Origin of the sequence: Sphingomonas melonis DAPP-PG 224, assembly GCF_000379045.1 — a bacterium.
Lineage (GTDB): Bacteria > Pseudomonadota > Alphaproteobacteria > Sphingomonadales > Sphingomonadaceae > Sphingomonas > Sphingomonas aquatilis.
On sequence record NZ_KB900605.1, the window covers coordinates 3,418,436 to 3,443,895 of the forward strand.

Annotated in this window: 27 protein-coding genes and 1 other RNA gene; 13 read left to right on the forward strand and 15 right to left on the reverse strand. The window is 67.3% G+C overall.

The annotated features are described in order from the left end of the window. Window positions 1-21: 21 nt before the first annotated feature. Window positions 22-453, forward strand: coding sequence for a 50S ribosomal protein L11 (gene rplK / locus SPHME3_RS0116625; RefSeq protein WP_017978227.1), 432 nt, complete (start codon window positions 22-24; stop codon window positions 451-453). A 4-nt stretch (window positions 454-457) separates the two neighbouring features. After that, window positions 458-1,150 carry a 50S ribosomal protein L1 gene (gene rplA, locus SPHME3_RS0116630; protein WP_017978226.1) on the forward strand — a complete coding sequence of 231 codons (693 nt, stop codon included), beginning with the start codon at window positions 458-460 and terminating at the stop codon, window positions 1,148-1,150. A 649-nt stretch (window positions 1,151-1,799) separates the two neighbouring features. Here the strand turns inward: rplA and SPHME3_RS0116635 are convergent. Both SPHME3_RS0116635 and SPHME3_RS0116640 read right to left on the reverse strand, forming a co-directional pair. Beyond that, window positions 1,800-2,297, reverse strand: a complete 498-nt coding sequence (locus tag SPHME3_RS0116635) for a PilZ domain-containing protein (protein WP_017978225.1) — start codon at window positions 2,295-2,297, stop codon at window positions 1,800-1,802. A gap of 178 nt (window positions 2,298-2,475) precedes the next feature. Further along, complete coding sequence (locus SPHME3_RS0116640) at window positions 2,476-4,950, reverse strand: PhoX family protein (RefSeq protein ID WP_017978224.1); 2,475 nt, start codon at window positions 4,948-4,950, stop codon at window positions 2,476-2,478. A 581-nt stretch (window positions 4,951-5,531) separates the two neighbouring features. Between SPHME3_RS0116640 and rplJ the strand changes: the two genes are divergently transcribed. From rplJ to SPHME3_RS0116660, 3 genes are all read left to right on the forward strand, one after another. Further along, the gene (rplJ, locus tag SPHME3_RS0116650) at window positions 5,532-6,047 is read left to right on the forward strand and encodes a 50S ribosomal protein L10 (protein WP_017978222.1); all 516 of its coding nucleotides are present in this window, start codon (window positions 5,532-5,534) and stop codon (window positions 6,045-6,047) included. A gap of 76 nt (window positions 6,048-6,123) precedes the next feature. Further along, on the forward strand, window positions 6,124-6,501 hold the full coding sequence (gene rplL / locus SPHME3_RS0116655; protein ID WP_017978221.1) for a 50S ribosomal protein L7/L12: 378 nt from the start codon (window positions 6,124-6,126) through the stop codon (window positions 6,499-6,501). Window positions 6,502-6,972: 471 nt separating this feature from the next. Further along, window positions 6,973-7,377 (forward strand): SufE family protein, encoded by a 405-nt coding sequence (locus SPHME3_RS0116660; RefSeq protein WP_017978220.1) that lies wholly within the window; start codon window positions 6,973-6,975, stop codon window positions 7,375-7,377. Window positions 7,378-7,533: 156 nt separating this feature from the next. Here SPHME3_RS0116660 and SPHME3_RS0116665 read toward each other — a convergent pair whose 3' ends face one another. From SPHME3_RS0116665 to SPHME3_RS0116710, 11 genes are all read right to left on the reverse strand, one after another. Then, window positions 7,534-7,854 (reverse strand): (2Fe-2S) ferredoxin domain-containing protein, encoded by a 321-nt coding sequence (locus SPHME3_RS0116665; protein ID WP_017978219.1) that lies wholly within the window; start codon window positions 7,852-7,854, stop codon window positions 7,534-7,536. Further along, the gene (locus tag SPHME3_RS0116670; protein ID WP_017978218.1) at window positions 7,839-8,378 is read right to left on the reverse strand and encodes a J domain-containing protein; all 540 of its coding nucleotides are present in this window, start codon (window positions 8,376-8,378) and stop codon (window positions 7,839-7,841) included. The genes SPHME3_RS0116665 and SPHME3_RS0116670 overlap by 16 nt, the downstream gene beginning before the upstream one ends. A 56-nt stretch (window positions 8,379-8,434) precedes the next feature. Further along, an RNA gene (rnpB, locus tag SPHME3_RS20505) (RNase P RNA component class A) lies at window positions 8,435-8,799 on the reverse strand. Between the two features lie 10 nt (window positions 8,800-8,809). Next, the gene (locus tag SPHME3_RS0116675) at window positions 8,810-9,499 is read right to left on the reverse strand and encodes an N-acetylmuramoyl-L-alanine amidase (protein ID WP_017978217.1); all 690 of its coding nucleotides are present in this window, start codon (window positions 9,497-9,499) and stop codon (window positions 8,810-8,812) included. A gap of 58 nt (window positions 9,500-9,557) precedes the next feature. Further along, window positions 9,558-10,463, reverse strand: a complete 906-nt coding sequence (locus SPHME3_RS0116680) for a CheR family methyltransferase (protein WP_017978216.1) — start codon at window positions 10,461-10,463, stop codon at window positions 9,558-9,560. After that, window positions 10,460-11,578, reverse strand: a complete 1,119-nt coding sequence (locus SPHME3_RS0116685) for a chemotaxis protein CheB (RefSeq protein ID WP_017978215.1) — start codon at window positions 11,576-11,578, stop codon at window positions 10,460-10,462. Before SPHME3_RS0116685 ends, SPHME3_RS0116680 begins: the two co-directional genes overlap by 4 nt. Before the next feature lie 47 nt (window positions 11,579-11,625). Next, window positions 11,626-11,991: a response regulator gene (locus SPHME3_RS0116690; RefSeq protein WP_017978214.1), complete on the reverse strand. Its 366-nt coding sequence runs from the start codon at window positions 11,989-11,991 to the stop codon at window positions 11,626-11,628. Between the two features lie 68 nt (window positions 11,992-12,059). Further along, window positions 12,060-12,485 carry a chemotaxis protein CheW gene (locus tag SPHME3_RS0116695; protein WP_017978213.1) on the reverse strand — a complete coding sequence of 142 codons (426 nt, stop codon included), beginning with the start codon at window positions 12,483-12,485 and terminating at the stop codon, window positions 12,060-12,062. Further along, window positions 12,485-14,776 (reverse strand): chemotaxis protein CheA, encoded by a 2,292-nt coding sequence (locus tag SPHME3_RS0116700; RefSeq protein WP_017978212.1) that lies wholly within the window; start codon window positions 14,774-14,776, stop codon window positions 12,485-12,487. Before SPHME3_RS0116700 ends, SPHME3_RS0116695 begins: the two co-directional genes overlap by 1 nt. A 78-nt stretch (window positions 14,777-14,854) precedes the next feature. Beyond that, entirely contained in the window at window positions 14,855-15,499 is a 645-nt protein-coding gene (locus SPHME3_RS0116705; RefSeq protein WP_017978211.1) for a histidine phosphotransferase family protein, read from the reverse strand. A gap of 190 nt (window positions 15,500-15,689) precedes the next feature. Further along, window positions 15,690-16,094 (reverse strand): Mov34/MPN/PAD-1 family protein, encoded by a 405-nt coding sequence (locus SPHME3_RS0116710; protein ID WP_017978210.1) that lies wholly within the window; start codon window positions 16,092-16,094, stop codon window positions 15,690-15,692. Between the two features lie 20 nt (window positions 16,095-16,114). Between SPHME3_RS0116710 and SPHME3_RS0116715 the strand changes: the two genes are divergently transcribed. The 4 genes from SPHME3_RS0116715 (at window position 16,115) to mtgA (ending at window position 20,120) form a co-directional block, all read left to right on the forward strand. Next, complete coding sequence (locus SPHME3_RS0116715; protein ID WP_017978209.1) at window positions 16,115-17,062, forward strand: RluA family pseudouridine synthase; 948 nt, start codon at window positions 16,115-16,117, stop codon at window positions 17,060-17,062. 63 nt (window positions 17,063-17,125) lie between these two features. Beyond that, window positions 17,126-18,028 carry an RNA polymerase sigma factor RpoH gene (gene rpoH / locus SPHME3_RS0116720; protein ID WP_017978208.1) on the forward strand — a complete coding sequence of 301 codons (903 nt, stop codon included), beginning with the start codon at window positions 17,126-17,128 and terminating at the stop codon, window positions 18,026-18,028. Window position 18,029: 1 nt separating this feature from the next. Next, window positions 18,030-19,427, forward strand: a complete 1,398-nt coding sequence (locus SPHME3_RS0116725; RefSeq protein WP_017978207.1) for a flavin monoamine oxidase family protein — start codon at window positions 18,030-18,032, stop codon at window positions 19,425-19,427. A gap of 9 nt (window positions 19,428-19,436) precedes the next feature. Next, the gene (mtgA, locus tag SPHME3_RS0116730; protein ID WP_017978206.1) at window positions 19,437-20,120 is read left to right on the forward strand and encodes a monofunctional biosynthetic peptidoglycan transglycosylase; all 684 of its coding nucleotides are present in this window, start codon (window positions 19,437-19,439) and stop codon (window positions 20,118-20,120) included. 118 nt (window positions 20,121-20,238) lie between these two features. On the opposite strand, the gene SPHME3_RS0116735 is transcribed toward mtgA, so the two are convergent. Next, complete coding sequence (locus tag SPHME3_RS0116735) at window positions 20,239-21,201, reverse strand: threonine ammonia-lyase (RefSeq protein WP_024310491.1); 963 nt, start codon at window positions 21,199-21,201, stop codon at window positions 20,239-20,241. 139 nt (window positions 21,202-21,340) lie between these two features. On the opposite strand from SPHME3_RS0116735, the gene SPHME3_RS0116740 reads away from it, so the two are divergent. Then, the gene (locus tag SPHME3_RS0116740; protein WP_081614878.1) at window positions 21,341-22,582 is read left to right on the forward strand and encodes a type III PLP-dependent enzyme; all 1,242 of its coding nucleotides are present in this window, start codon (window positions 21,341-21,343) and stop codon (window positions 22,580-22,582) included. Between the two features lie 118 nt (window positions 22,583-22,700). Continuing rightward, the gene (locus SPHME3_RS0116745) at window positions 22,701-23,783 is read left to right on the forward strand and encodes a 1,9-bis(guanidino)-5-aza-nonane synthase (protein WP_017978203.1); all 1,083 of its coding nucleotides are present in this window, start codon (window positions 22,701-22,703) and stop codon (window positions 23,781-23,783) included. 177 nt (window positions 23,784-23,960) lie between these two features. Here the strand turns inward: SPHME3_RS0116745 and SPHME3_RS0116750 are convergent, their stop codons facing one another. Further along, window positions 23,961-24,740 carry an SDR family oxidoreductase gene (locus SPHME3_RS0116750; RefSeq protein WP_017978202.1) on the reverse strand — a complete coding sequence of 260 codons (780 nt, stop codon included), beginning with the start codon at window positions 24,738-24,740 and terminating at the stop codon, window positions 23,961-23,963. A gap of 109 nt (window positions 24,741-24,849) precedes the next feature. Here SPHME3_RS0116750 and SPHME3_RS0116755 point away from each other — a divergent pair, with 109 nt between their 5' ends. Both SPHME3_RS0116755 and SPHME3_RS0116760 read left to right on the forward strand, forming a co-directional pair. Beyond that, window positions 24,850-25,275, forward strand: a complete 426-nt coding sequence (locus SPHME3_RS0116755; RefSeq protein ID WP_017978201.1) for an MAPEG family protein — start codon at window positions 24,850-24,852, stop codon at window positions 25,273-25,275. After that, complete coding sequence (locus SPHME3_RS0116760; protein WP_017978200.1) at window positions 25,275-25,460, forward strand: hypothetical protein; 186 nt, start codon at window positions 25,275-25,277, stop codon at window positions 25,458-25,460. The genes SPHME3_RS0116755 and SPHME3_RS0116760 overlap by 1 nt, the downstream gene beginning before the upstream one ends.

Genomic DNA, 25,460 nt, shown 5'->3' on the forward strand with positions numbered 1-25,460 from the left:
TAAACTTGAAACGAGAGTGACATGGCAAAGAAGATCACAGGTTACATCAACCTGCAGGTTCCTGCAGGCGACGCCAAGCCCGCCCCGCCGATCGGCCCGGCGCTGGGTCAGCGCGGCGTGAACATCATGGAATTCTGCAAGGCGTTCAACGCGCAGACGACCGACATGGACAAGGGCACCCCGCTGCCCACCAAGATCACCGTCTATGCCGACCGTTCGTTCAGCTTCGAGATCAAGACGCCGCCGGCGTCGTTCCTGATCAAGAAGGCCGCCGGCCTGAAGTCGGGTTCGAAGGAGCCGGGCAAGGTCGTCGCGGGCAAGATCGCGCGCAGCAAGCTCGCCGAGATCGCCCAGACCAAGATGAAGGATCTGAACGCCAACGACATCGAGGCTGCGACCAAGATCATCGAAGGCTCCGCCCGCGCGATGGGCCTCGAAGTGACGGAGGGCTGATAGAATGGCCAAGCTGACCAAGAAGCAGAAGGCGAACGCCATCAACCCGGAAACGCTGCACGGCGTCGATCAGGCGATCGCGCTCGCGAAGCAGAACGCCACCGCCAAGTTCGACGAGACGATCGAAGTCGCGCTGAACCTGGGCGTCGATCCGCGCCACGCCGACCAGATGGTCCGCGGCGTCGTGACGCTGCCCGCCGGCACCGGCAAGACCGTCCGCGTCGGCGTCTTCGCCCGCGGTCCGAAGGCTGACGAAGCGCGCGCCGCCGGCGCCGACGTCGTCGGGGCCGAAGACCTGATGGAAACGATCCAGGGCGGCACGATCGACTTCGATCGCTGCATCGCGACCCCGGACATGATGGGCGTCGTCGGCCGCCTCGGTAAGGTGCTGGGCCCCAAGGGCCTGATGCCGAACCCGAAGCTGGGCACCGTGACGATGAACGTCGCCGAAGCGGTGAAGGCCGCCAAGGGCGGTCAGGTGGAATACCGCGTCGAAAAGGCCGGCATCATCCATTCGGGCATCGGCAAGGCGTCGTTCAGCCAGGAAGACCTGCGTCGCAACTTCGACGCGCTGGTCGATGCGGTCGTCAAGGCCAAGCCGTCGGGCGCCAAGGGCAAGTATGTCCGCAAGGTCGCCGTCAGCTCGACGATGGGCCCAGGCATCCGCGTCGACACCGCCGAGGTCGCGGGCGCGTAAGCCTTTCCGATCGTTCGGAAATACGAAGAGGGCCGGGAGCGATCCCGGCCCTTTTTGCGTGTGGGCTTAATGCGCAACGGCCCGCCCCACCCACACCATCACCCCGGACGTGTTCCGGGGTCCACTCCGCGGCGAGGGGGACCGCCTGAAGCGAGAACGTCCCCCCGCGGCCCGGTGGACCCCGGAACTAGTCCGGGGTGACGGGGCGTTTGGACCTGCCCGGCGGGCCCTATTGGCCTCCCGCATGGCGGGCGATCCCGACCCGTCTCGCGTTGGGCGTTGCTCGGAACGTCTGCACCACCCACACCGTCACCCCGGACTTGGTCCGGGGTCCACTCCGCGGCGAGGGGCATGGCCGGAGGCGAGAACGCCCCCGCGCGGCCCGGTGGACCCCGGACCAAGTCCGGGGTGACGGAGCGTTTGGAACCGCCCGGCGGGCCCTATTGGCCTCCCGCATGGCGGGTGATCCCGGCCCTTCTCGCGTTAGGCGTGGTTTGGAACGGCGGCCCCACCCGCCCGTCACCCCGGACTTGGTCCGGGGTCCACTCCGCGGCGGGGGGATGGTCAAAGGCGAGAACGCCCCCCCAGCGGCCCGGTGGACCCCGAAACACGTCCGGGGTGACGGGGCGTCTGGAACTCCCCGGCGGCCTTACTTGCCGTCGAGCGCGGCGCTGACGGCGGCGAGCGGGGTAGACAGCACGCCCGACACATATTGCACCGCGATCAGCCCCGCAGCGCCGATGCCGATCAGCATGACGACGAACTGGAAGCGCGCGGCGAAGCGGCGGCTCTTGGCTTCGCGCTCGGCGACCGAGACGGCCCGGTTGGCGCCGCGCCGGTCGGGTCCGGATGCGCCCGCCTCGGTCCCCGGCTTCTGCGCCGGCGGCTTGGCCGACACGATGCCGTCGATGTCGATCTTATCCTGCGTGCGGACGCCGAAATACTGGCCCTTCGCCCACACGACGCGACCGACGATGATATGATGGATGCGCCGGATCTCGATCACCGTACCCGGGCGGAATTCCTCGTCCGCAGTGGCGAGCAGCCCGCGCGACGACATATTGTGGATCGTGACGTCGCCCCAACCGGTGCCCCGGCGCATACGCGCACGCACCATGACCTTCCGGCGCGGTTCCCGCTGCTTCACGGCCGCTCCCCTGGGCGAACGGGGCCCACGATCGGCGACAGAAGGGTGGCACTCGGGATCATGGAGCCTGCTATGCCGCGCCACTCTTTAACGGGAGGTTCCCGACACGGGTCGAAAGCGGACTTTTTTTTGAAGGCAGCGACCGCGGGTGGTTGTCCCCGCGGTCGCGCCGGTCCGATTACAGACCGATAATGCCGCCATCCGTCTTGGTAATGACGATCGTCGCCGAGCGCGGACGGCCGGTGCCGGTGCCGGTCGCCTGGCTCTGCGGCCAGTTGCTGGTGATGTTGCTCGGACCGCCGTTTTCGCCCGGATGCTGGATGTTGACGAACAGCGTCCGGCCGTCCGGCGTCGAATCGATGCCGGTGATCTCGCACTGCTTCGGGCCGACCAGAAAGCGTTTCAGCGACGTGCCGGGCGCTTTGCCGATGCGCGTCGACTGGCTGGCGGTGACGCCGTTCAGGCTGTTGGTGATCGTCCGCGTGCCGCCATCGCCGACGGTGCCGGGGATCGCGGCGAGCATCATGCAATTGGTGACGTCGGTATAGGCGCCGTCGTCGGTCTGAATCCACATCAGCGGCGTCCCCTGCCCCGCGACGTTGCTGGGCCGGGCGAACCACAGGCCGTCCGGCGACGAGAAGTCGTTCGTCGCGTCGAGGTTCGACAGGTTTATGTTGGCGGGGTTGAGGTCCGCGCCCGCGCCGAAGGCGTAGATATCCCAGGTGAAGCTCGTCGCCTCGCTGGTGTCGCCGGTTTCGCGCAGGCGGATGACATGGCCGTTGGGGTTGCCGTTGGTCTGGCCGCCGGTCGTCTTGGGATCGCTATAGGCGCGCGGGTTGGCGGCATCGGTGTTGGCGGCGGTGCGCGACGAATTGTTGGTCAGCGTCAGATACATCTGGCCATTGACCGGGTTGACCGCCGTCCATTCGGGACGATCCATCTTGGTCGCGCCCAGCGCGTCGCCGGCCAGGCGGGCATGGGTCAGCACATCGGCCTGATCGGCGAAGGCATAGGCCGCATTCCCCGCGGTCAGCGGCCCCTGCCCGAACACCAGCGGCAGCCACTGGCCGCTGCCGTCCGCGTTGAGCTTGGCGACGTACAGCGTGCCGCTATCGAGATATTTGTCACCGATCGCCAGCCGGTTGCTCGCGGTGGCATCGGCATCCGACCAGGGCGTCGCGGAGACGAATTTGTAGAGATATTCGTTCTGCGCATCGTCGCCCATGTAGAAGGCCGGGCGAACACCAGCGATGGTGCGGCCGACGACGCAGCCTTCGTGGTTCATGCGGCCGAGCGCGGTGCGCTTGCGCGGGGTCGACGACGGATCGAACGGGTCGATTTCGACGATCCAGCCGTACTGGTTGGGTTCGTTGCGGAAATCCTGCGTGCCGTCGGCCGCCTTGGTCGGGTCGATCGTCGCGTTGAACTTGGCGATCCGGGTCGTGTCGCCCGAGGTTGGCGCGTCGGAGAAGGTCCAGCGATAATTGCCGGCGCGTTCGCTGAGGCCGTAGCGCGAGAAAGCGGTGACCGACTTCGCCCCCACCGCGGCGGTGCGGCGCGTGTTGTCGCCCGAATCGCGGCGGAAATAGCCCGCCCAATTCTCTTCCGCGGTCAGATAGGTGTTCCAAGGCATGCGGCCGTTGGCGCAATTGTTGATCGTACCGCGACCGGTGCGGCCGTTGGTCGCATAGGCGGTATAGAGCAACGCGCTGCCGGCGACCGGCCCCGAGAAGCTGGTCGGCGTGAATGGCGTGATGCGGCGGTTGAAGCTGCTGGTGCCGCTATAGCTCCAGGCGCTGGTGCCGCGCGTGATCTCGATCACGCTGACGCCGTGGCATTCCATCTCCTTCAGCACCTCGGCGGTGGGGCGGACACCCGACGACAGGTTGGTCGGGCCGTTGGGGTGCAGGTAGCTTTCGGTGATATTCTCGTGGTTCATCACCAGCAGGCCGCGGCTGCTGTTGCTCGCGTCCGGCGTGGTGCCGCTGGCGGCGAGGCCGAAATAGCTCATGCCGTCGTGATGGTCGCCCGCGCGCGCCGAGAAGGTCGTGTCGCTGCCGTCATTGGCATAGGCGCCGACGCTACCGTTGATCGGATCGCCGAGGCGGTAGAGGACGGCCACCTGATAGCCCGAGGGCACGGCGACGACGTCGGCCAGGCTCTTTGACACCGCGGTGAAATCGAGGATCGCGGGCGCGACGGTGACGCTGGTATCGGCGATCGAGCGGATGCCGTCCGACGACGTACTGGCAAACTGGAAGCCGAGGACGGTGCTCTGCGTCACTGCGGGTGCGGTGAAGGTGGCGGTGCCGGTCGAATTGGTGCTTAGCGCGACCGTCGGGCCGCTCGTCTGCGTCCAGCCCGTGCTGCTCGCCGTGCCGCTGGTGACGGTGCCGACCAACGTCACCGTCTTCCCGCTGGTGGTGCTGGTGGCGTCGCCTGCGGTTACCGTCGTTGCGCGGCGGGTGTCGTCCTGGTCGCAGCCCGCCAGCATCGCGCCGCCGAACACCGCCATGCTCATCGCCGACAGGCCGCCGCGCAGCGTCTGGCGGCGCGAATAGCGGAGCGCGATCAGATCGTTGATATGGCCGTTCGTGCTGACATTGGTATCGATGTCGCCATCGTCATAGCCGATGGCCGGCTGGTCGAGCATGGTCATGATGGAATTCCCCCTTGATCGCGGCCCGTTGGCCGGCGGTGCGATCCCCATTTTGGCGGGGGAAAGCGGCAGGGGGATTGCGATCGGATGACGGACGGATGAAACGAGTATGACGGATTGAAGACATATAAATTCTTCCCCCCAGGGGGAGGTGGCAGCGCGCCGCGCTGACGGAAGAGGGCGGTCGGCGATGGGCTTTCGACGGGGGGACATCGTTTTCCTCCCCCTCCACCACTCGGCTGGCGCCGAGCGGTCCCCCTCCCCCTGGCAGGGGAGGACCTATGCGCATGATTGACTCGGCCCGTATTTCCGCTATGTGCGCGGCCTTGCCGGCGGGTTCGCCTGTCGTGCATCCGTCCAAGACAGCAGGTGCCGCGGAATATGCCGCGGCTTAATGTCCTGCCGAGACGGGGACAGGAATTTGACGGACCGGTCGGGCGATAGCCTTGCGTCGGTCTGCTACACCTTCACGGGTGCCCTTCCCCATCGATGGACAACCCCGGCCGGGGTTCTCCCCTGCCGGTTTGTAACCGGGAGGGCCGCTTCGCGTGGCCTTCTCAAACGTGGAGAATGGCATGGATCGTGCTCAAAAGGCCGCGGCCGTTGCCGAGTTGAATCGCACCTTTTCCGAGGTCGGCGTGGTGGTTGTCACCCGCAACAACGGAATGACGGTGGCGCAGTCCACGCGACTGCGCAATCTGATGCGTGATGCCGGCGCGACCTACAAGGTCTCGAAGAACAAGCTTGCCAAGATCGCACTCGATGGCACCGACTATGGCGCGCTGGGCGATATGCTCACCGGTCCGGTCGGCCTTGCCTCCTCGGTCGATCCGGTCGCCGCAGCCAAGGTTGCGGTCGAATTCGCGAAGACGAACGACAAGTTCGAAATCGTGGGCGGATCGATGGGCGCGACGGCTCTCGACGTAGCCGGTGTGCAGGCGCTCGCCACCATGCCGTCGCTGGACGAACTGCGTGCGAAGATCGTGGGCCTCATCGTTGCTCCGGCAACGAAGCTCGCGACGATCACCCAGGCTCCCGCGGCGCAGATCGCGCGCGTGCTGTCGGCCTATGCCGAGAAGGAAGCCGCCTGATCTTTCAGGCGCTTGGCCTCAAGCGATTTTGTGAACGACACTCCGGGGCGATGCCCCGAACTATGAAGGAAGTACCATGGCAGACCTGAACGCGCTCGTTGAGAGCCTGAGCGAACTGACCGTCCTCGAAGCCGCTGAGCTGTCGAAGATGCTCGAAGAGAAGTGGGGCGTTTCGGCCGCTGCGGCTGTTGCCGCTGCTCCGGCTGCTGGCGGTGGCGCTGCCGCTCCGGCCGCTGAAGAGAAGACCGAGTTCGACGTGATCCTGACCGGCGACGGTGGCAAGAAGATCAACGTCATCAAGGAAGTCCGCGCGATCACCGGCCTGGGCCTGACCGAAGCGAAGGCTCTCGTCGAGGGCGCGCCGAAGCCGGTCAAGGAAGGCGTGAACAAGGACGAAGCCGAGAAGATCAAGAAGCAGCTCGAAGAAGCCGGCGCGACCGTCGAGCTGAAGTAAGCTGTAGCGGGAGAGACGGCGGGCCAGCCCGCCGCACTCCCGCACGGCCGGCCGGGCTCGGCTCCGCCGAGCTTCGACGTCATGGGGCTTGCCCCCATGACGGCCGACCAAAGCGATACGAAGAGGGCGGCCCCCGCAAGGAGGCCGCCCTTTTTCGTGTTCATGCTAGATCATCCGCACAGGCACAGTGCCCCCTCGCGGCGCCCAACGCTCACCTTGGCAGGATCTCTTCGGAAGACCTTTACGTCATGCCGGACGTGATCCAAGATCGGCGGTGTCGCAAGCAACGAAGCGCTCCCTTGTCGCCCGGTGGACCCCCGGAACACGTCCGGGGTGACGGCTTGATGGACGCAAGCGAGGCGCCCCCAAAGAGGTTTCGCATCCGCTGCGATGACGGTTGGCGTGGACCGCACAAGCCCGCTGAGACGCCACCGGTTGCCCCGCCCCGCCCCCACCTGTACCGCGCTTGGCATGACCAGCCTCGCCGACCTTCGCGACGAATATGACTTTCTGGACGCCGACGATCGCTATCGGCTGCTGATCGACCTCGGCCGCGCGCTTGAACCGATGCCGGATGCGCTGAAGACGGAGGCGACGCTGGTGCGCGGCTGTTCGGCGTCGGTGTGGGTCTATCCGACGCGCCGCGACGACGGCACGTTGCACTTCCTGGCGGACAGCAATGCGGCGATCACCAAGGGGATCATCGCGCTGGTGCTGCTGACGGTGCAGGATCGCGCGCCGGGCGATATTCTGGCGACCGATATCGAGGGCGAACTGGCGTCGTTCGACCTCAAGAACCAGTTGAGTTCGAACCGGACGCAGGGGATTCCCAACATGATCGCGCTGATCCGGGAAACGGCGGCGCGGTACGTTTGAGGGGTTCGGGGCGCGCCCACAACCCACGCCGTCACCCCGGACTTGATCCGGGGTCCACCGGGGCCGCAAGGGGATCGTTCAAGCCTCCAGCCATCCCCCTCGCCGCGGAGTGGACCCCGGACCAAGTCCGGGGTGACGGCGTGGGTGGGGCGAAGGTCAGCGCGCGTCGGGCTGCGGCGCCAGCCGCGCCGCCAGTTCCGCCACGTCGGCGCCCTGCGGCACCACCAGCCAGCGGTGGGGATCGCGGCCATCGATCAGCGCCACCGCACCGCGCGGGCACACGCCCAGGCAGCGCGTCTCGACCACGCCGAGCGGTGCCTTGCGCCCCTTCTTCAGTCCCAGAATCTTGCGCAGCACCTTTGCCAGCGGCGTGCGGCCCTTCTTGCCGAAGCCGCCGTCGATCTTCTTCGAACATTTGCCGCAGACCAGGACCGCGCCGGACCAGGCGCTGGGGACGTGCTTCAGCTGGGGCGCCACTCGCGCCGCTCCTCTGCCGTTCGCAAGACCTCATAAGCCGCCTGCACCGCCTGGAACCGCACCGCGGCATCAGCATCGCCGGGCCGGACGTCGGGGTGGTTCGCCTTGGCCAGGCGGCGCCAGGCCGCCTTCACCGCATCGAAATCGGCGTCGCTGTCCAGCTCGAGCGCTTCGAGCGCGCGCATCTCGTCGCGCGAGCGACTGCCGTCGCCGGGGCCGCCCCAGGCATAATGGCTGGCATTGGCATAGCCCGATGCGGTGCGGCTTTCCGATGCCTCACGCTGGGCGGCTTCCTCGGCCGACAGACCTTCGAAATAATTCCAGCCGCGATTGTATTCGGCGGCATGCGCCTCGCAGAAATACCAGCGATCGGGGCTGTTCGGCGACTTGGGCGCGGGGCAATTGCCCGGCGCGTCGCAGCCGTGCCGGTCGCACAGGCGGACCGTGGTCGCCTCGCGCGACGAGCCGTAGCCGCGCCAGCGGGGAAAGCCCCAGTCGTTCGAACGGGTGGGATTACGCGCCATCCCCGCCCACATAAGCGCTGGGCGGCGGCGCGCAACGTCCTACCGCCACGGCAATAAACGCCAGAGGGTCTGTAAGCCGGGTTCTGTCCATCCCCGAAGGGACTGGGCGACCATTCCTCTAGGACGACGCTTGCGCGCCGCCTCCAGCAACCAACCCGGACGACGAGCTGAAACGAAGCCCCTGTGCCGTCCCTATTCGGTTTTGCTCCCGGTGGGGTTTGCCGTGCCGCTTCCGTTACCGGTCGCGCGGTGCGCTCTTACCGCACCCTTTCACCATGACCGTCCCGAAGGAGTGGCCGTCTGCTCTCTGTGGCACTGTCCCTGGGGTCGCCCCCGCCGGGCGTTACCCGGCACCGTCGTTTCGCGGAGCCCGGACTTTCCTCGCGCATCTTGCGATGCCCGCGGCCGCCCGACCCTCTGACCGGGCCTCTCTACTCATCCCCCTGCGGTTTGGGAAGCAATAGCGCGAGCAGGATCATGCGGCATTCCGCATCGATCTCGCCATCGATCAGTTCGGGGCGGAAGCGGCGCTGGAACGCCATGATCGCCGCCATCGGATCGGTGACGTCATAGCCGAAGCGTTCCAGCGCAAGCAGGAAGCCCGCCTGCGTCCACATCGGGTCGAGCAGATTGCGCGTCGGCCGCGGTAACGCGAGGCGCAGCCGGGCGAGCCGGTGCCAGGGGAAGAGCTCGCCCGGATCGCGCTTGCGCACCGGCGCCACGTCGGAATGGCCGACGATATTGCCGCGGGTGATGCCGTGGCGATCCTTGATGTCCGCGACCAGCGGCAGCAGCGCCTCGATCTGCGCCTCTGGGAACGGGCGATAGCCCCATTCATGCCCCGGATTGACGATCTCGATCCCGATGCTCGCCGAATTGACGTCGGTGATGCCGCGCCAGTGCGATGCGCCGGCATGCCAGGCGCGATGCTCCTCGGCGACGAGGCGGTGGAGCGTACCGTCCTCGTCGAGCAGATAATGCGACGAGACCTTGGCCTCGGGATCGCACAGGCGGGCCCGCGCGGAGGCGGCATCCTGCATGCCGGTGTAGTGCAGCACGATCATGCTGATCGGCAGCGTCCGCTCGTCGAAGTTCGGCGAGGGCGTGTCGAGACGGTCCATGGCGATGCACGTTAGCCGAGCCGCACGCGCGAGGTAAGAGGGGCTGGACGATCCGCGGTCAGGCGCCGCCGCGGCCCTGGGCTGCGCCGGCGATGCCGCCGTCGGACGTTGGCACGGCCGACCGTTCGTAGAAGCCCCGCAGCGTCCGGCTCGGCTGGAACAGCTGCGTCTGGCCGATGACCGTCTCCCCCGCCCCCAGCACCAGCAGACCGTCGGGCCGCAAAGCGTCGGCGAAGGTGCGGAAGACCGCCTGCTTGGTTTCGGGCGACAGATAAAGCAGCACGTTGCGACACAATATGACGTCGAACGCGCCCGCCGGTGGGCGGTCGGCGACCAGATTGTGCTGCCGGAACATGACGCGCCGGGCGAGGTCGGGCTTGATCGTCCATTCCCCGCCCTCGCCATCGAACCAGCGCATCAGCTGGCGGATCGGCAGGCCGCGCTGGATTTCGAACTGCGTGTACCGGCCGGCACGGGCGCGGGCGAGCGCGAGGTCGGATACGTCGGTCGCGAGGATTTCGGGCATAGGGGCGCCCGCCTCCGCCCGTTCGGCGAACAACATCGCCAGCGATTGCGGCTCCTGCCCGGTGGCGCAGCCGGCACACCAGATGCGCGCACGGTGGCCGCGCCGTTCCGCGGCCGCCACCGCCTCGACGACGAGATCGAAGATCGGCGCATCGCGGAAGAACGAGGTTTCCTGGTTGAGCAGCGCGTCGACCACCTCGTCGGCCAGCGGGCGATCGCGCCCCTCGCGCAGCAGCGCGACGAGCTGGTCGAGCGTCCCGAGGCCGCGATCGCGCATCAGCGATTTCAGCGCCGTATCGATCCGCCAGGATCGATAGCTGGCGATCCGCTGGCCCGTCCGCGCCTCGAGCAACGCGCTGAACATCTGCAGCGTCGCGGGCGATACGGTGCTGCCAGCCGCGGGCGGGCGCACGGCGGTCGCGCGCGACGGGGCGATCATGGCCGCTGTCCGGCGGCGGCGAACAGGCCGATGTCGCGCGGCGACAGGACGACGTCCGCGTGGCCCGCCTGCACAATGGTGCCCGGCATGCCCCACACGACCGAGCTGATCCGATCCTGCACGATCACGCTGCCTCCCGCCTCATGCACCGATCGCGCGCCATCGGCGCCGTCGCGCCCCATGCCGCTCAGCACGATGGCGAGCACGCGGGGCCCGAAGATGTCGGCGAGCGACGCCAGCATCGGATCGACCGACGGCATGCAGCCGCTGTCGCTCGGCTGGTCGGTCAGGCGCACCGCGGCCGACCCGTCGGGCAGGCGGACGCAGCGCATATGCGCATCACCCGGCGCCACGATGATCCGCCCGGGGCGCACGCGCATTCGGTCGCAGGCGACATCGCACGGCCGGCCGCCGATCACCGCGAGTTGCGCGGCGAAATAGGGCATGAAGGCCGCGGGCAGATGCTGCGTGACGAGGATCGGCAGACGGAATTCCGCCGGTATCGCCCGCAGCAATTCGCTGAGCGCATGGATACCGCCGGTCGAGGCGCCGATCGCCACCACGTCGTAATCCGCCGCGGCCGTGGCGAGCGGGACGGTCACACCCTTCGCATCGCGCACGGCTGCCGGCGTGCGGATCGCCAACGCCGGGGGCTGCTCGTCGACCGCGGCGGGTGCGGGATCGACGGCCAGCAGCCGATCGATCTTGCCGAGCAGCGATTCGCTGAACTGGGTGATGCGCTGGCCGGCCTCGGGCTTGAACAGCGTGTCGATCGCGCCGGCGTCGAGTGCCTGCTGCGCGACGTCGCCGCCCGTGTTCAGCGCGCCCGAGACGACCAGCACGTGCGCCGCATTACTGGCGGCGAGCAGCGCCGGCAGGGCGGTGAGGCCATCGGTGTCGGGCAAATTGATGTCGAGCAGGATCAGGTCGATCTGTTCCCGCGCCAGCGCCGCCAGGCCCGCCGCGATCGTGCTGACGCTGGCGACGACGACATAACGGCCGCTGGCGGTGACGATCCGCTCCATCACCGCGCGTGTGACCGCCGAATCGTCGACGATCAGGATGCGCGGCAGGGGCCGGGGCGGCGTTGCGGGACTGTCGTCCTCCGCCTGCACATCGTCACGTAAAGGTTGGGGAAGCGGCGCCATGCACCCGAACCGACTCAGGCGAGGCCGACGATCTGGAGCTTGGATTCGAGCGTATCGCGGTCGAACGGCTTCATCACATATTCGTCCGCGCCGGCGTCGATCGCCGCGCGGATATAGGCCATGCCGTTCTCGGTGGTGCAGAACACGACCTTGGGTCGCGAGGGGATCGCCGATTCGCGCAACGCGCGCAGGAAATCCATCCCGCTCATCACGGGCATGTTCCAGTCGAGCAGGATCACGTCAGGGGCAGACGCCAGGCAGGCGTCGAGCGCCTCACGGCCGTCGCAGGCCTCCGTCACGGTAAAGTCCAGCGTTTCCAGAATGTGCCGGGCCACCTTGCGGATCACCTTCGAATCGTCGACGACGAGGCAGGTCTTCATGGATACGCCTTTTCACGAAGGAAGTGTTCGTTCTGACGCCTGTGTGACAGGCAAGGGTAAGCGGGCCGTTAAGCCGCCACCGCCTGTTGCGGAACAATCGCCGCAAGATCGACGATCAGCAGCGCCTCGTCGTCCCGTTCGATCAATCCGACGCCCACCCGCGCCCAGCCGCGATCGAGGGCGAGGCCGGGAGAGAGCGACTGACGATCGAACAGCGCGACATCGTCGAGCGAGTCGACCAGCACCGCATAATCATGGCCATCGACCCGCGTGATCACCGCGCGCCGCGCATGGGTTGGCATCGGCGCGAGGCCGAGCGCGGTGCCCGTGTCGATCACCGTCACGACGCGGCTGCGCAAGGCGACCAGCCCACGGATCGCGCGCGCGGTGCGCGGCACGGCGACCGTTTCGGCGATGTCGACCACCGAATCGATCTGCGACGTGGCGATCGCGACGCCGCGGCCGGCGATCTGGGCGATCAGGAACAGCTCCATCATCGTTCCCCCACCGCGCGCGCCAGCGCATCGAACAAGGCCGACCGGTCGTAGCGATAGATGCCCTCGCCCACCCCCGGATCGCGCCGGAGCCGCACGACATTGCGCGCGACGGCGGGTGCGACGGGTCGATCATCCATCACCAGCGCGACGTCGACCGGCACGTCCGCCGGCGGCTGGGTGACGCAGCGATAGCCCGCCGCATCCAGCATCGGCCGCAGGAAGGTTTCCATCCAGCCGCTGCCATCCCCCTGCAACAGGCACAGACGCGGCTCGGCCGGTCGCAGCGCTTCGCCAGCGAACAGCGCATGCGCGTCGAGCAATTCCACCTGTTCGCCGCCGATGATCGCGACGCCGGCAACCGGCCCGCAGCCGAAGACGGGCGCGATCTGATCGGGCAGATGGACGATCTCGACCGGCTCATGGATCGCATAGGCGATCTCGGTCGAACCATCGGTCAGGCGCAGCACGGGTACTTCGCGTCGGTCGCCGAACGGGGCGACCGCCTGCAAGGGGACGAGCGCCCCGCCGATCGCCAGCCGCAGCTTGCCCGCGGTCCGGCGGATCGCATCGACCGACACCGGCTCGACGCGGTCGATCGCCGCGAGCGGCATCACGCGGCGCTGGCCGTCCAGATCCTCGAACAGCAGGGCCGGAATGGCGTTCGCGCGCGTCTGTTCGACCGGTGCCTCGTCGGCGATCAGCGTCTTGTCGAACCGCAGGCCCGCCATGGTGGCCATACCCGATCCGTCGAGAAGCAGCATCGGCTGGCCCGAATCGGGCAGCGTCTGGCCGGCGTACAGGCCGGTCGCCATCACGGCGGGCGCCGCCGGCTTGACCACCAGGTCCTCGGTATCGATCACCTGATCGATCACCAGCGCATAATCGCCGCCACGCGTCGACACGATCGCGAGCGTCGCGGCCTGATCCTTCTCGCCGGCAAGGCCCATCAATTCGGCGAGCGACACCATCGGCAGCCTCCGCCCACGCACAGTCGCGACCGCCGTGTCGCCGATCGTGTCGATCCGCACCGATTCGCCGCGGATGCGCAGGATTTCGTCGACCGACTGGCGCGCGATCGCGAAGCGATGATCGCCGACGCCGACGACGATCGTCGACATGATCGATAGCGTCAGCGGCACGAAGATTACGATGCTGAGTCCGCGTCCCGGCTGGCTGGCCAGATGAATGCGCCCGCCAAGCTGTTCGATGTTGGCGCGCACCACGTCCATGCCGACGCCGCGGCCCGAGATCGCCGTCACCGTATCGCGGCTCGACAGGCCGGGATGGAAGATGAGGTCGAGCTTGGCGGCGTGATCCATCGCGGCGGCCTGGCTGGCGGTCAGGATCTTCTGCGCCCTGGCCTTTTCGACCAGCCGATCGACGTCGATACCGCGGCCGTCGTCGGTGATTTCGACGAGGATCTGGTTGCCCGACTGGCGCGCCGAGACGACCAGGCGGCCGGTGTCGCGCTTGCCCGCCATGCGACGATCCGCCGGCGCCTCGATACCATGGTCGACCGCGTTGCGGATGATGTGGAGCAGGGGATCGCGCATCAGCTCGATCATCTCGCGGTCCAGCTCGACGTCGGCGCCCTCGATGGTCAGCGCCACCAGCTTGCCGAGCTCCCCGGCGGTATCGCGGACCATGCGCGGCAAGGCGGAGAACAATGCGTCGATCCGCTGCATGCGGGTGCGGGTGACGGTATCGCGCATGTCGGCGACGGTCAGCGACAGGCGCTCCAGCGCCGCCTCGACCAGCGGGTCGTTATCGACATCGCGCAGCCGCCGCGCCAGCTCGTTGCGGGCGAGCACCATGTCCGACATGCCGCTCATCATCCGGTCGAGCAGGTCGACGTTCAGCCGGACGGAGCGGGAGCCGACGCGCGGCAGGTGCGCCGCCTGCACTGACGCGACCGGCTGCGCATCCTCCGCCAGCGCCGCGATCAGCAGGTCCTCGCCCGTATCGTCCAGCGCTTCGCCGCCGTCGATCGCCTCGACGATGTCTCCGATCCGGTCGACGATCGCGAGGACGGCATCGACCAGCGCGGTATCCGGCGTGCGGCGGCCGTCGCGCACCGTCGCCAGCGCATCTTCGGCGGCATGGCTCAGCCGGGCGAGGCGCGGCAGATCGAGGAAGCCGCAGCTGCCCTTCACCGTGTGGACGAAGCGGAAGATCGCATCTAGCCGCGCGCGATCACCCGGATCCGCCTCCCACGCGACGATCTCGCCCGACAAAGCGTCGAGCGTCTCGCGGGTTTCAGCGATGAATTCCTGCAGCAGGTCGTCCATGGGTCCCCGGGCGGTAGTCGCGTGGGGTCATGGCGGATGAGGGGTTAAGAGCGCGTTTACTGCGGCGCCCGACTCCGATCAGCCGTTCGGAAAGGCGACGCCGAAGATCATGACATTCTCGGCCGGTTCGCTGACCAGCACCGTGCCGCCGGCTTGGGCGGCAAGCGTGTGGACCAGATAGGCGGCGGCCGCGCGCGGGGTGACGCCTTCGGCTCCCTCGCCGTCGGTCAGCGTGCGGCGCAATTCGGGGTCGAGGATGATCCGCGGCCCTTCGATCTTGACCACGATCTCCAGCTGCCCCCCATTGTCTTCGCCGCCGACATCCAGCGTGCCGCCGCGCACCAGCGCCTCGCTGGCGATCAGGGCGAGGTTGAGCATCACCTTCAGCGCGGACTTGGGCAGCGTCTCCGTTTCCACCCACCAGTTGAACTGCGTGCGCTTATTGTCGGCAAGCAGGCCCTCGATCGCCGTCTTCGCCTCGCGCGCGTCGACCTGTTCGCCGAAGCCGCCGGCGGCACCAAAGGCGAGGCGGAAGAATTTGAGCTTGTTGGCGGATACGCGTGCGCTCTCGCTGAGCAGCTGAAAGACGCGGATGCGCATCTCGGGATCATTCTCGTCGCCGAGCAGCTCCAGCCCGTTGTTGAGCGCGCCGACCGGCGACAGCAGGTCATGGCACAGGCGCGAGCAGAGCAGGCTCGCAAAATCGATCGGGCTGACGGACATGGGTATCCCCTGAAGTATCGCTCTGATGTGGCGGGGATGAGTCACAGGTGCAAGCGGCATGCTTCGCCCCCTCCCTTCGTCATTCCGGCGAACGCCGGAATCCATGGATACGGTGGGGAAGCGGTGGGGCGCAGCATCGGCCGCGTGCGTCCATGGATTCCGGCGTTCGCCGGAATGACGAAACAAGGGGTCAGCGGAGAACGTTCAGCGCCACCGCCTCGAACCGCCCCTCGACCGGCCCATCCTCCACCGCGCGCCACGCGCGCAGCGCGCCGCCCGCTGCGATCAGCCACAGCATGCCGTCGGGCGCGGCGCTCGCGGCGTCGCGCGGCGAGGGCCTGGCCTCACCAGAAGGGTGCGAATGATACCAGCCGACGATCGCGGGCGCGCCGTTCCGTGCCGCTCGGTGCGCCGCCAGCAGAGCGGCGGGGTCGATCTCGAACCAGCGAGAGGGATCGGCGGCGACGTTGCGGCACGGCTGCACCGCCGCGATCGCATCGGCCGTGCCGAACAGCAGACCGCACACCTCTTCGTCCGGCGACGCGGCCGCAGCGCGCAGGATTTGGCGGGCAAGGTCGCTTGCAATCGTCACCATCGTTCCCACATCGTTACGGTATGGACCGGGGGGTTTCCATCCTTGAAGCGACGATCGCGCCTGCCGCCGATGGCTGGCGGCTTGACCGTGCGCTCGCCGATGCGGTGCCGACGCTGTCACGCGAGCGGCTGAAGGTGCTGATCGCCAGCGGCGCGGTGACGCGCGACGGGGTGATGGTGCGCGATCCCGCCAAGCGTGCCAGCGCGGGGGATCGGCTGAACGTCGCCGTGCCCAATCCGACGCTGCCGCACAACGAGGCGCAGGATATCCCGCTCGTCATCGCTTACGAAGACGAACATCTGATCGTGATCGACAAGCCTGCCGGCCTCGTCGTTCACCCCGCGGCGGGCAATCTCGACGGCACATTGGTCAACGCGTTGCTCCACCATTGCCAGGGCAGCTTGTCGGGCATCGGCGGCGTCGCGCGGCCGGGGATCGTCCACCGGATCGACAAGGATACCAGCGGGCTGATGGTCGCCGCCAAGACCGATCGCGCGCATGAGGGTCTGGCGCGCCAGTTCCACGACCACAGTATCGATCGGCGCTATCGCGCGATCGTCGGCGGGCGGCCGCGACCGGCGGAGGGCAAGGTGGACGCCCCCCTCGCCCGCTCGGCGACCAACCGCAAGAAGATCGCGATCGTTCAGGGCGGCAAGCGCGCCGTGACCCATTATCGCACGATGGAGCTGCTGCGCGACGCGGCTCTGGTCGAATGCCGGCTGGAGACGGGGCGCACGCATCAGGTGCGCGTCCACATGGCCTCGATCGGGCACGCCTTGCTGGGCGACCCGGTCTATGGTAGAACAAAGGGTGCTCAAAAAGCGCTTCTCGAAACTCTTGGTTTCCGTCGCCAGGCCTTGCATGCGGCGCATCTGGGGTTCATCCATCCGGTGAAAAGCACCGCTTTGGCGTTTGATAGCGATATGCCTGCAGACATGCAGGAACTGTTCACCGAGCTTCACGTATAGGTCCGGACCGTTCGTTGCCGCGACAGGGACGACACGCCTCCGCAAGATAAGGGAGATCAGATCATGGCAGCCCGCAGCAACGTCCCCGCGACGATACCTGCCCTCGGCGGCGAGCAGAGCCTCAACCGCTACCTCGCCGAGATCAAGAAATTCCCCATCCTGCAACCCGAGCAGGAATATATGCTCGCCAAGCGCTTCCAGGAGCATGGCGATACCGAGGCGGCGGCGCAGCTCGTCACCAGCCACCTGCGCCTCGTCGCCAAGATTGCGATGGGCTATCGCGGCTATGGCCTGCCGACGTCGGAGCTGATCAGCGAAGGCAATATCGGCCTGATGCAGGGCGTGAAGAAGTTCGAGCCCGATCGGGGCTTCCGCCTCGCCACCTATGCGATGTGGTGGATCCGCGCGTCGATCCAGGAATATATCCTGCGGTCGTGGTCCCTCGTGAAAATGGGCACCACGGCGGCACAGAAGAAGCTGTTCTTCAACCTGCGGCGCATGAAGTCGAAGCTCGACGCGTTCGAGGACGGCGACCTGCGTCCCGAACACATCACCAAGATCGCGACCGATCTGGGCGTCGCCGAAAGCGATGTCGTCAGCATGAACCGTCGCATGGCAATGGGCGGCGACACGTCGCTTAACGTCTCGATGCGCGAAGATGGCGAGGGCCAGTGGCAGGACTGGTTGCAGGACGATGCGCCGTTGCAGGACGCGGTCGTCGCCGACGCGCAGGAGGCGGACGTCCGCCACGACATGCTGGTCAGCGCGATGGACGACCTGAACGACCGCGAGAAGCACATCCTGACCGAGCGGCGTCTGACCGACGATCCCAAGACGTTGGAAGAGCTGAGCCAGGTGTACGGCGTGTCGCGCGAGCGCGTGCGTCAGATCGAGGTGCGGGCGTTCGAGAAGCTGCAAAAGGCGATGATGCGCATCGCCGGCGAAAAGCGCCTGATCGCGGCCTGAGGTGAGCGCGCCGGCCGGCCTGACCGTCGTCGTCGGCGGCGGCGCGGCCGGCATCGCCGCGGCGCGGGCGCTGCACGATGCGGGTGCCGAGGTATTGCTGGTCGAGGCGGGCGACCGCCTTGGTGGGCGGGCGCGTAGTCTGCGGTTGCCGCTCGATGGGAGCGCGGCCTTCGTCCCACTTACCCCGTCACCCCGGACTCGTTCCGGGGTCCACCCGGCCACTGGGGGATCGTTCGAGCCACGAGACGCCCCCCACGCCGCCAAGTGGACCCCGGAACAAGTCCGGGGTGACGAACGAATTGGGTCGAAGGTTTCCGTCATCGTCGACGCCGGCTGCGGCTGGCTCCACTCCGCCAAGCGCAATCCCTGGACCCGGATCTCCGAGGCCGCCGGCGTCACCATCGACCGGTCGTCCCCCAACTGGGGCGTCCAATGGCGCGACCTGGGCTTTCCCCCTGACGAACAACGTGCGTTCGGCGAAGCCTACGACCGGTTCGAAACCGCCGCGCATGCCGCACTCGACGGCCCGGACCGCCCGCTGTCGGATTTCGTCGCCGCGAACGATCCATGGCGACCGATGATCGATGCCATCTCTGGCTATGCCAATGGCGCGCCGCTGGACCGCGTGTCGCTCCACGACTGGGCGGCCTATGAAGATGCGGCGAGCGACGACAATTGGGCGCTGCCGGCCGGCTATGGCACGCTGATCGTGTCGCACGCGCGGGGCGTGCCGGTACGGCTCGACACACCCGTCACGCGGATCGATCATCGCGGGACAAGGATCCGGCTCGATACGCCTGCGGGGACGATCGATGCGGCGCGGGTCATTCTCGCGCTACCCACGACGGCGTATGGCGGACTGGTCTTCGACCCGCCGCTGCCCGACAAGCAGCAGGCCGCGGCGAACCTGCCGCTCGGCCTCGCCGACAAGGTCTTCCTCGCCGTCGACACGCCCGAATGGCCGGCGCATGCCCACCTGACCGGCAACCCGCACAGCGCCTGCACCGCCAGCCACCGGCTGTCGCCGTTCGGGCTGCCGATCATCGAAAGCTTCTTCGGCGGCGCCTGCGCGGAAGGAATGGCGGACGAGCGGGCGGCGACCGACTTTGCGATTCGCGAACTGGTCGCCTTGCTTGGCAGCGACTGGCGGCGGCGGCTGCATCCGCTCGGTGCGACGCGCTGGCGGGACGCGGCGCATATCCACGGCAGCTACAGCCATGCGGCGGTCGGCCATGCGGGGGCGCGGGCAGCGCTGGCGGCGCCCGTCGACGACCGGCTGTTCTTCGTCGGCGAGGCCTGTTCGGCCCACGACTTTTCGACCGCGCATGGCGCGTACCAGACCGGCATCGACGCCGCGGCTGCGATCCTGGGCTTGATGCCGGAGCACCCCGCCCCGTAAAGCGCGGCGATGAGCCGCGTCCTCCGTATCCTGCTGAAAGCCGTGCTGGCGTTCGTCATCGTGTCGGTGCTGATGGTCGGCATCTTCCGCTTCGTGCCCGTGCCCTTCACCTGGACGATGATGGGCGACCTGCTCGGCGGGCGCAGCGTTACCAAGCAATGGATGCCGCTGTCCGAGATGGACCCCGACATGGCGCGCGCCGCCATCGCGGGCGAAGACGCGCGCTTCTGTTCGCACCACGGCTTCGACTGGAAGGGGATCGCCAGCGCCGCCTACAGCAACGCGCAGGGCAAGCGCCTGCGCGGCGGGTCGACGATCAGCCAGCAGACGGCGAAGAACGTGTTCCTGTTCCAAGGCGGCGGTTATGCGCGCAAGGCGCTGGAGGCCTATTTCACCGTCCTGATCGAGACCTTGTGGGGCAAACGCCGGATCATGGAGGTGTACCTCAACGTCGCCGAGACGGGGATCGGCACCTATGGCGCGGATGCCGCCGCGCTCCGCTATTTCAACCATGACGCAACTCGCCTGTCGCCGACCGAGGCGGGCCGGATCGCCGCGGTGCTGCCGCTCCCCAAGAAACGCGCCGCGATCGACCCGCGCGGCTTCGTGCGGCGGCATGGCAATGCGCTGGCGCGCTATGTCGGCGTGGTGAAGCGCAACGGGCTGGATAGCTGTCTCGGCAAGGGGTTTTAATATTCGTCATCCCGGCGAACGCCGGGATCCATGGACACCCGCCGCTGCTGACGGCATTTCAACGCTGGTTCACCGCCTCCATGGATCCCGGCGTTCGCCGGGATGACGGAGGAAGGGGTCAGCCCGCAATCGCCCGCGCATAGGCGTCGATGTCGACGTTGCCGCCCGACAGGATCACCAGCAGCCCCGGCTCCATCGCAACCTTGCCCGCCAGTACCGCGGCCAGCCCGACGGCGCCGCCCGGCTCGACCACCAGCCGCAAATGCTCCGCCGCCCAACGTTGCGCGGCCGCGGTCTCCGCCTCGCTGACCGCGACGCCGGTCGCATCGCGGCGGGCCAGCACGTCGAAGGTCAGCGGCGACACGCGCGGCGTCTGGAGCGCATCGCAGGCGGTCGGCGGCGGGTTGGGGCCGACCGGCTCGATCCATGACGCCTCCAGGCTGCGGCGCATGTCGTCCCAGCCCTCGGGCTCCACGACGGTGATCGCCGCATCCTTCAAGGCGAGCGCCAGCCCTGCGGACAAGCCGCCGCCGCCGCACGGCACCACGACGCGGCGCGGCGCGCCGAGGCCGAGCGCGGCCATCTGCGCCTCCGCCTCGATTCCCGCACTCCCCTGCCCCTCGATCACCCAGGGATCGTCGAAGCTCGGCACCAGGGTCGCGCCGCGCGCCTCCGCCAGTCGCGCGGCGATGATTTCACGGCTTTCGGTTGCCCGATCGTATCGGACCACCTCCGCCCCGAGCGCCAGCGTGCCCTCCAGCTTCGCACGCGGCGCGTCGGCCGGCATCACGATCGTCGCCGGCATCCCCAGCCTCTTCGCGGCCCAGGCGATTCCCTGCGCATGGTTGCCGCTGGAGAAGGCGACGACGCCGCGGGCGCGCGATTCCGCGTCCAAGGCGGTCAACCGGTGCCAGGCGCCGCGGATTTTGAACGCGCCGATCGGCTGTAGGGATTCCGCCTTGAAGGCGACCTTCATCCCCTTGATTTCATGCACATAAAGCGGCGTCGGCGGCAGGATGCGCGCGATCTTTTCGGCCGCGTCCCGCACCCCTGCCCGCGTCGGCTGTCGCAAAATCGTCACTTTTCGTCCTTTCGTGCGATCAGCCACTTTACATGCAGGCCAAGCAACCATAGATCGCGCCTCCGCTGCCCCATGGGACTTCCAACCGCAAGGCAGCTTTTGTCACCGTATGCCGTAAGGCAATTGGAGGTCCCTTGAATTGGCCAAGCACCATAGCGCGCTGGGGTTAGCGCCCCTCTCGACCGCCCGTTCCTCCGTTCTCGGTGGGGGCATCGACATCGCCCAGAGTCGCCCGGTCGATCCGGTGACGCTCGTCCGTCCGCACGCCGCTGCGCGGGCCGCCCGATTCTTTGTCGAGAAGTTTCCGGGGCGTCCGATGTATGCGGTGAAGGCGAACCCGACGCCCGCGTTGCTCCAGATCCTGTGGGACAACGGCATCACGCATTACGACACCGCGTCGATCGCGGAAGTGCGCCTGGTGAAGGCGACGCTGCCGGACGCCACCTGCTGCTTCATGCACCCGGTGAAGTCGGAAGAGGCGATCGCCGAGGCGTATTTCGTCCACGGCGTGAAGACCTTCTCGCTCGATTGCCTGGAGGAACTGGCGAAGATCGTGCGTGCGACGCAGGGCGCGACCGACCTGACGCTGTGCGTGCGCCTGCGCGTCTCTTCCGAATATGCCAAGCTGAGCCTCGGTTCGAAGTTCGGCGTCGGCCAGTCGGAGGCGAAGGAGCTGCTGATCGCAACCCGTCAGGTGGCGGACGCGCTCGGCATCTGCTTCCACGTCGGCAGCCAGACGATGTCGCCGGACGCCTATTCGAATGCGATGGAGCGGGTGCGCGCGGCGATCGTCGACGCGGCGGTGACGGTCGACGTCATCGACGTCGGCGGCGGTTTCCCCTCGGCCTATCCGGGCATGACCCCACCGCCGCTGGAGCGTTTCTTCGAGACGATCCATCGCGCGTTTGAAAGCCTGCCGGTCAGCTATTCGGCCGAATTGTGGGCGGAGCCGGGCCGCGCGCTGTGCGCCGAATATGCCTCGGTCGTGGTGCGCGTCGAGCGCCGCCGCGGGCATGAGCTGTACATCAACGACGGCGCCTATGGCACGCTGTTCGATGCGGCGCATATCGGCTGGAAGTATCCGGTGCGGCTGCTGCGCGAGCCGGAATCGGACGCGCGCGACATGGACTTCGCTTTCTGGGGTCCGACCTGCGACGATCTCGACTATATGGCCGGCCCGTTCCCGCTGCCCGCGGACACGAACACCGGCGATTATTTCGAGATCGGCATGCTCGGCGCCTATGGCCAGGCGATGCGCACCGGCTTCAACGGCTTCGGCACCGGCGACACCGTCGTCGTGACCGACGAGCCGATGCTGTCGGTCTACGTCGAGGACCGCCTCGTCGCGGAGCAGCGTGCGGGCAACGTCGTCAAGCTGTAACGCCCCTACCGTAATCGATCTTTTCCCTCCCCTCGCGCGCCCGCGCGGGGGGAGATCATTGGGTTTCCGCGTCCCCAACAGTGAATGACGACGGGTATTGGATAGCCAAAGGCGAACCATGACCGACACCCTCACCAAGACCGCAGGCGCCAACGCGCCGATCAACGACACCCGCAAGGCCGAGCTGCTGTCGAAGCAGGTCAAGCATATCGACATCAAGAGCTTCGACGCGCGCCCGATCGTCGAGGCGATGGCGGACATGAGCTTCACCAGCCGCGACCTCGGCCGTGCGACCAACATCTACAACCAGATGCTGGCCGACAAGGACTGCTCGATCTTCCTCGTCATCGCGGGTTCGACCTCGGCCGGCGGCTGCATGGACCTGTACGCCGAGCTGGTGAAGAACAACATGGTCGACGGCATCGTCGCCACCGGCGCGACCATCGTCGACATGGATTTCTTCGAGGGCCTGGGCCACAAGCACTATCAGGCGCTCGAAATCCCCGACGACGACACGCTGCGCTCGCTCTACATCGACCGCATCTACGACACGTACATCGACGAGGAAGCGCTGCAGCACGTCGACCACACGATCTTCGAGATCGCGGAATCGCTGCCGGCCGGTCCGTATTCGTCGCGCGCGTTCATCCGCGAGATGGGCAAGTACCTGGTCCAGCACGGCAAGAAGGAGAACAGCCTCGTCAAGCTCGCCTACGAGCATGACGTGCCGATCTTCTGCCCGGCGTTCGTCGACAGCTCGGCCGGCTTCGGCCTCGTCAAGCATCAGGTCGATGCCGCCAAGGCGGGCAAGCCCTATGTCATGATCGACGCGGTCGCCGACTTCCGTGAGCTGACCGAGATCAAGATCGAAGCCGGCACCACCGGCCTCCTCATGATCGGTGGCGGCGTGCCGAAGAACTTCATCCAGGACACGGTCGTCTGCGCCGAGATCCTTGGGCATGACGACGTCCAGGTGCACAAGTACGCCGTGCAGATCACCGTCGCCGACGTGCGCGACGGTGCCTGCTCGTCCTCGACGCTGCAGGAAGCGGCCAGCTGGGGCAAGGTTAACACCGGCATCGAACAGATGGTGTTCGCGGAAGCGGGCAGCGTGATGCCGCTGCTGGCGTCCGACGCCTATCACCGCGGCCTGTGGAAGGATCGTCCGGTCCACCGCTGGGGCAAGCTGTTCGACAAGTAAGTCGGGCCTGCGGGCTGCATGATGAGGGCGCCCCGGTTCGGTCCGGGGCGCCCTTTTTTTTCGGCGCCAACCCCAACCCCCGTTCACCCTCAGCTTGTCGAAGGGTGGGCCCCCGCACGCGCCGTCTCTCGTGTGGAAGGCCGTGCTTCGACCCGCTCAGCACGAACGGGTGTAGGATTATGCAGAGGCGTTCCCCTCCTCCCGCGCCTTGCGGGCGAAATCGTTGAGCTGCTTCATCGTGGCATCGAAATTGCCGTCGCGTTCTGCGTTGCGAAAGCCACGAACGCGCTCGACCAGAATCTCCTTCGGCGTCGGCTGCTCGCCGAACAGCCGCATCACCTCGTCGGCGAAATCGTCAAGCGGCTGGTACATCGAGCGCTTTTCCTGCCCCGGCGTCAGCGTCGTCTGCACGCCCGGCGGTGCCAGTTCGATGACCTCCACCTTGCCGTCCAGCGCGTTGCGCAGCGACAGCGTGTAGCTGTGGATCGCCGCTTTGGTCGCGCAATAGGTCGGCGCATCGACCAGCGGCACGAAGGCAAGCCCGGAGGTGACGGTGACGATCACCGCATCGTCCTTGCCCTTCAGGTGGTCGATCAGCGCGTTGGTCAGGCGGATCGGCCCCAGCAGGTTGGTCGTTACCGTCTCTTCGGCATCCGACAGGTCGCGCTGCGTTTCCAGCGTCTCGAAGCGCATGATGCCGGCATTGTTGATCAGCACGTTGAGGTCGGGATGCGCCTCGATCACACGCTTGGCGAAGTCGGACACACCCTCCGCGCTGTCGACGTCGATGGTCATCGTGTGGATAGTGTCGCGCCCGTTCGCGACCTCGTCCAGCGCCTCCTGCCGGCGGCCTGCGATGATGACGGTATTGCCCGCATCGTGCCAGCGCTGTGCTAGCGCCGCACCGATGCCGGAACCGCCGCCGGTGATCAGGATCGTATTGCCGGTCTGCTTCATCGTGCCTCGTCCTTGGCTTGGAAGCCCCGAGTGATCCGGAGCCGCCGATATGAAAGGTTGCGGGACGAAACGCCGTGCGTCAGGTTCCGCTCCCAACGGAGGGGACGACATGCACAGCGACATCCTGCGCCCGATGGTGGCTCTCATCGCCTGGACACTCGTGATGTTCGTCTGGATGCTGGCGACGCGCATGCCCGCGATGAAGGCGGCGGGCGTCGACATGGGCAAGCTGGTCGGATCGACCGCCGCCGATGCGGATCGGGCGCTGCCCCGGCACATCCAGTGGAAGGCGCACAATTACAATCACCTGATGGAGCAGCCGACGCTGTTCTACGCCGTCTGCACCGTCATCGCGCTGAGCGGCACGGGCAGCGGCCCGAATGCGGCGATCGCCTGGGCCTATGTCGGCTTGCGGATCGCGCATTCGCTGGTGCAGGCGACGGTCAATCGCGTATTGCCCCGCTTCATGCTGTTCCTCGCTTCCACGCTCGCGCTCGTCGCGCTCACCCTCCACGCCGCCCTGGCGGTGTTCTGATGGCGAAGGGAGAGACGTTCGAACGCCATCGCCAGCCCTGGACCGCAGACGAAATTCAGAAGCTGCACACGCTCGCCAAGAAGGGCATGGCGCTGAAGGCGATCGCCAAGGCACTCAAGCGTAGCGAGGAATCGACCAAGGATCGCGCCAAGGCCGATGGCCTGTCGATCGCCAAGCTGCGCTGA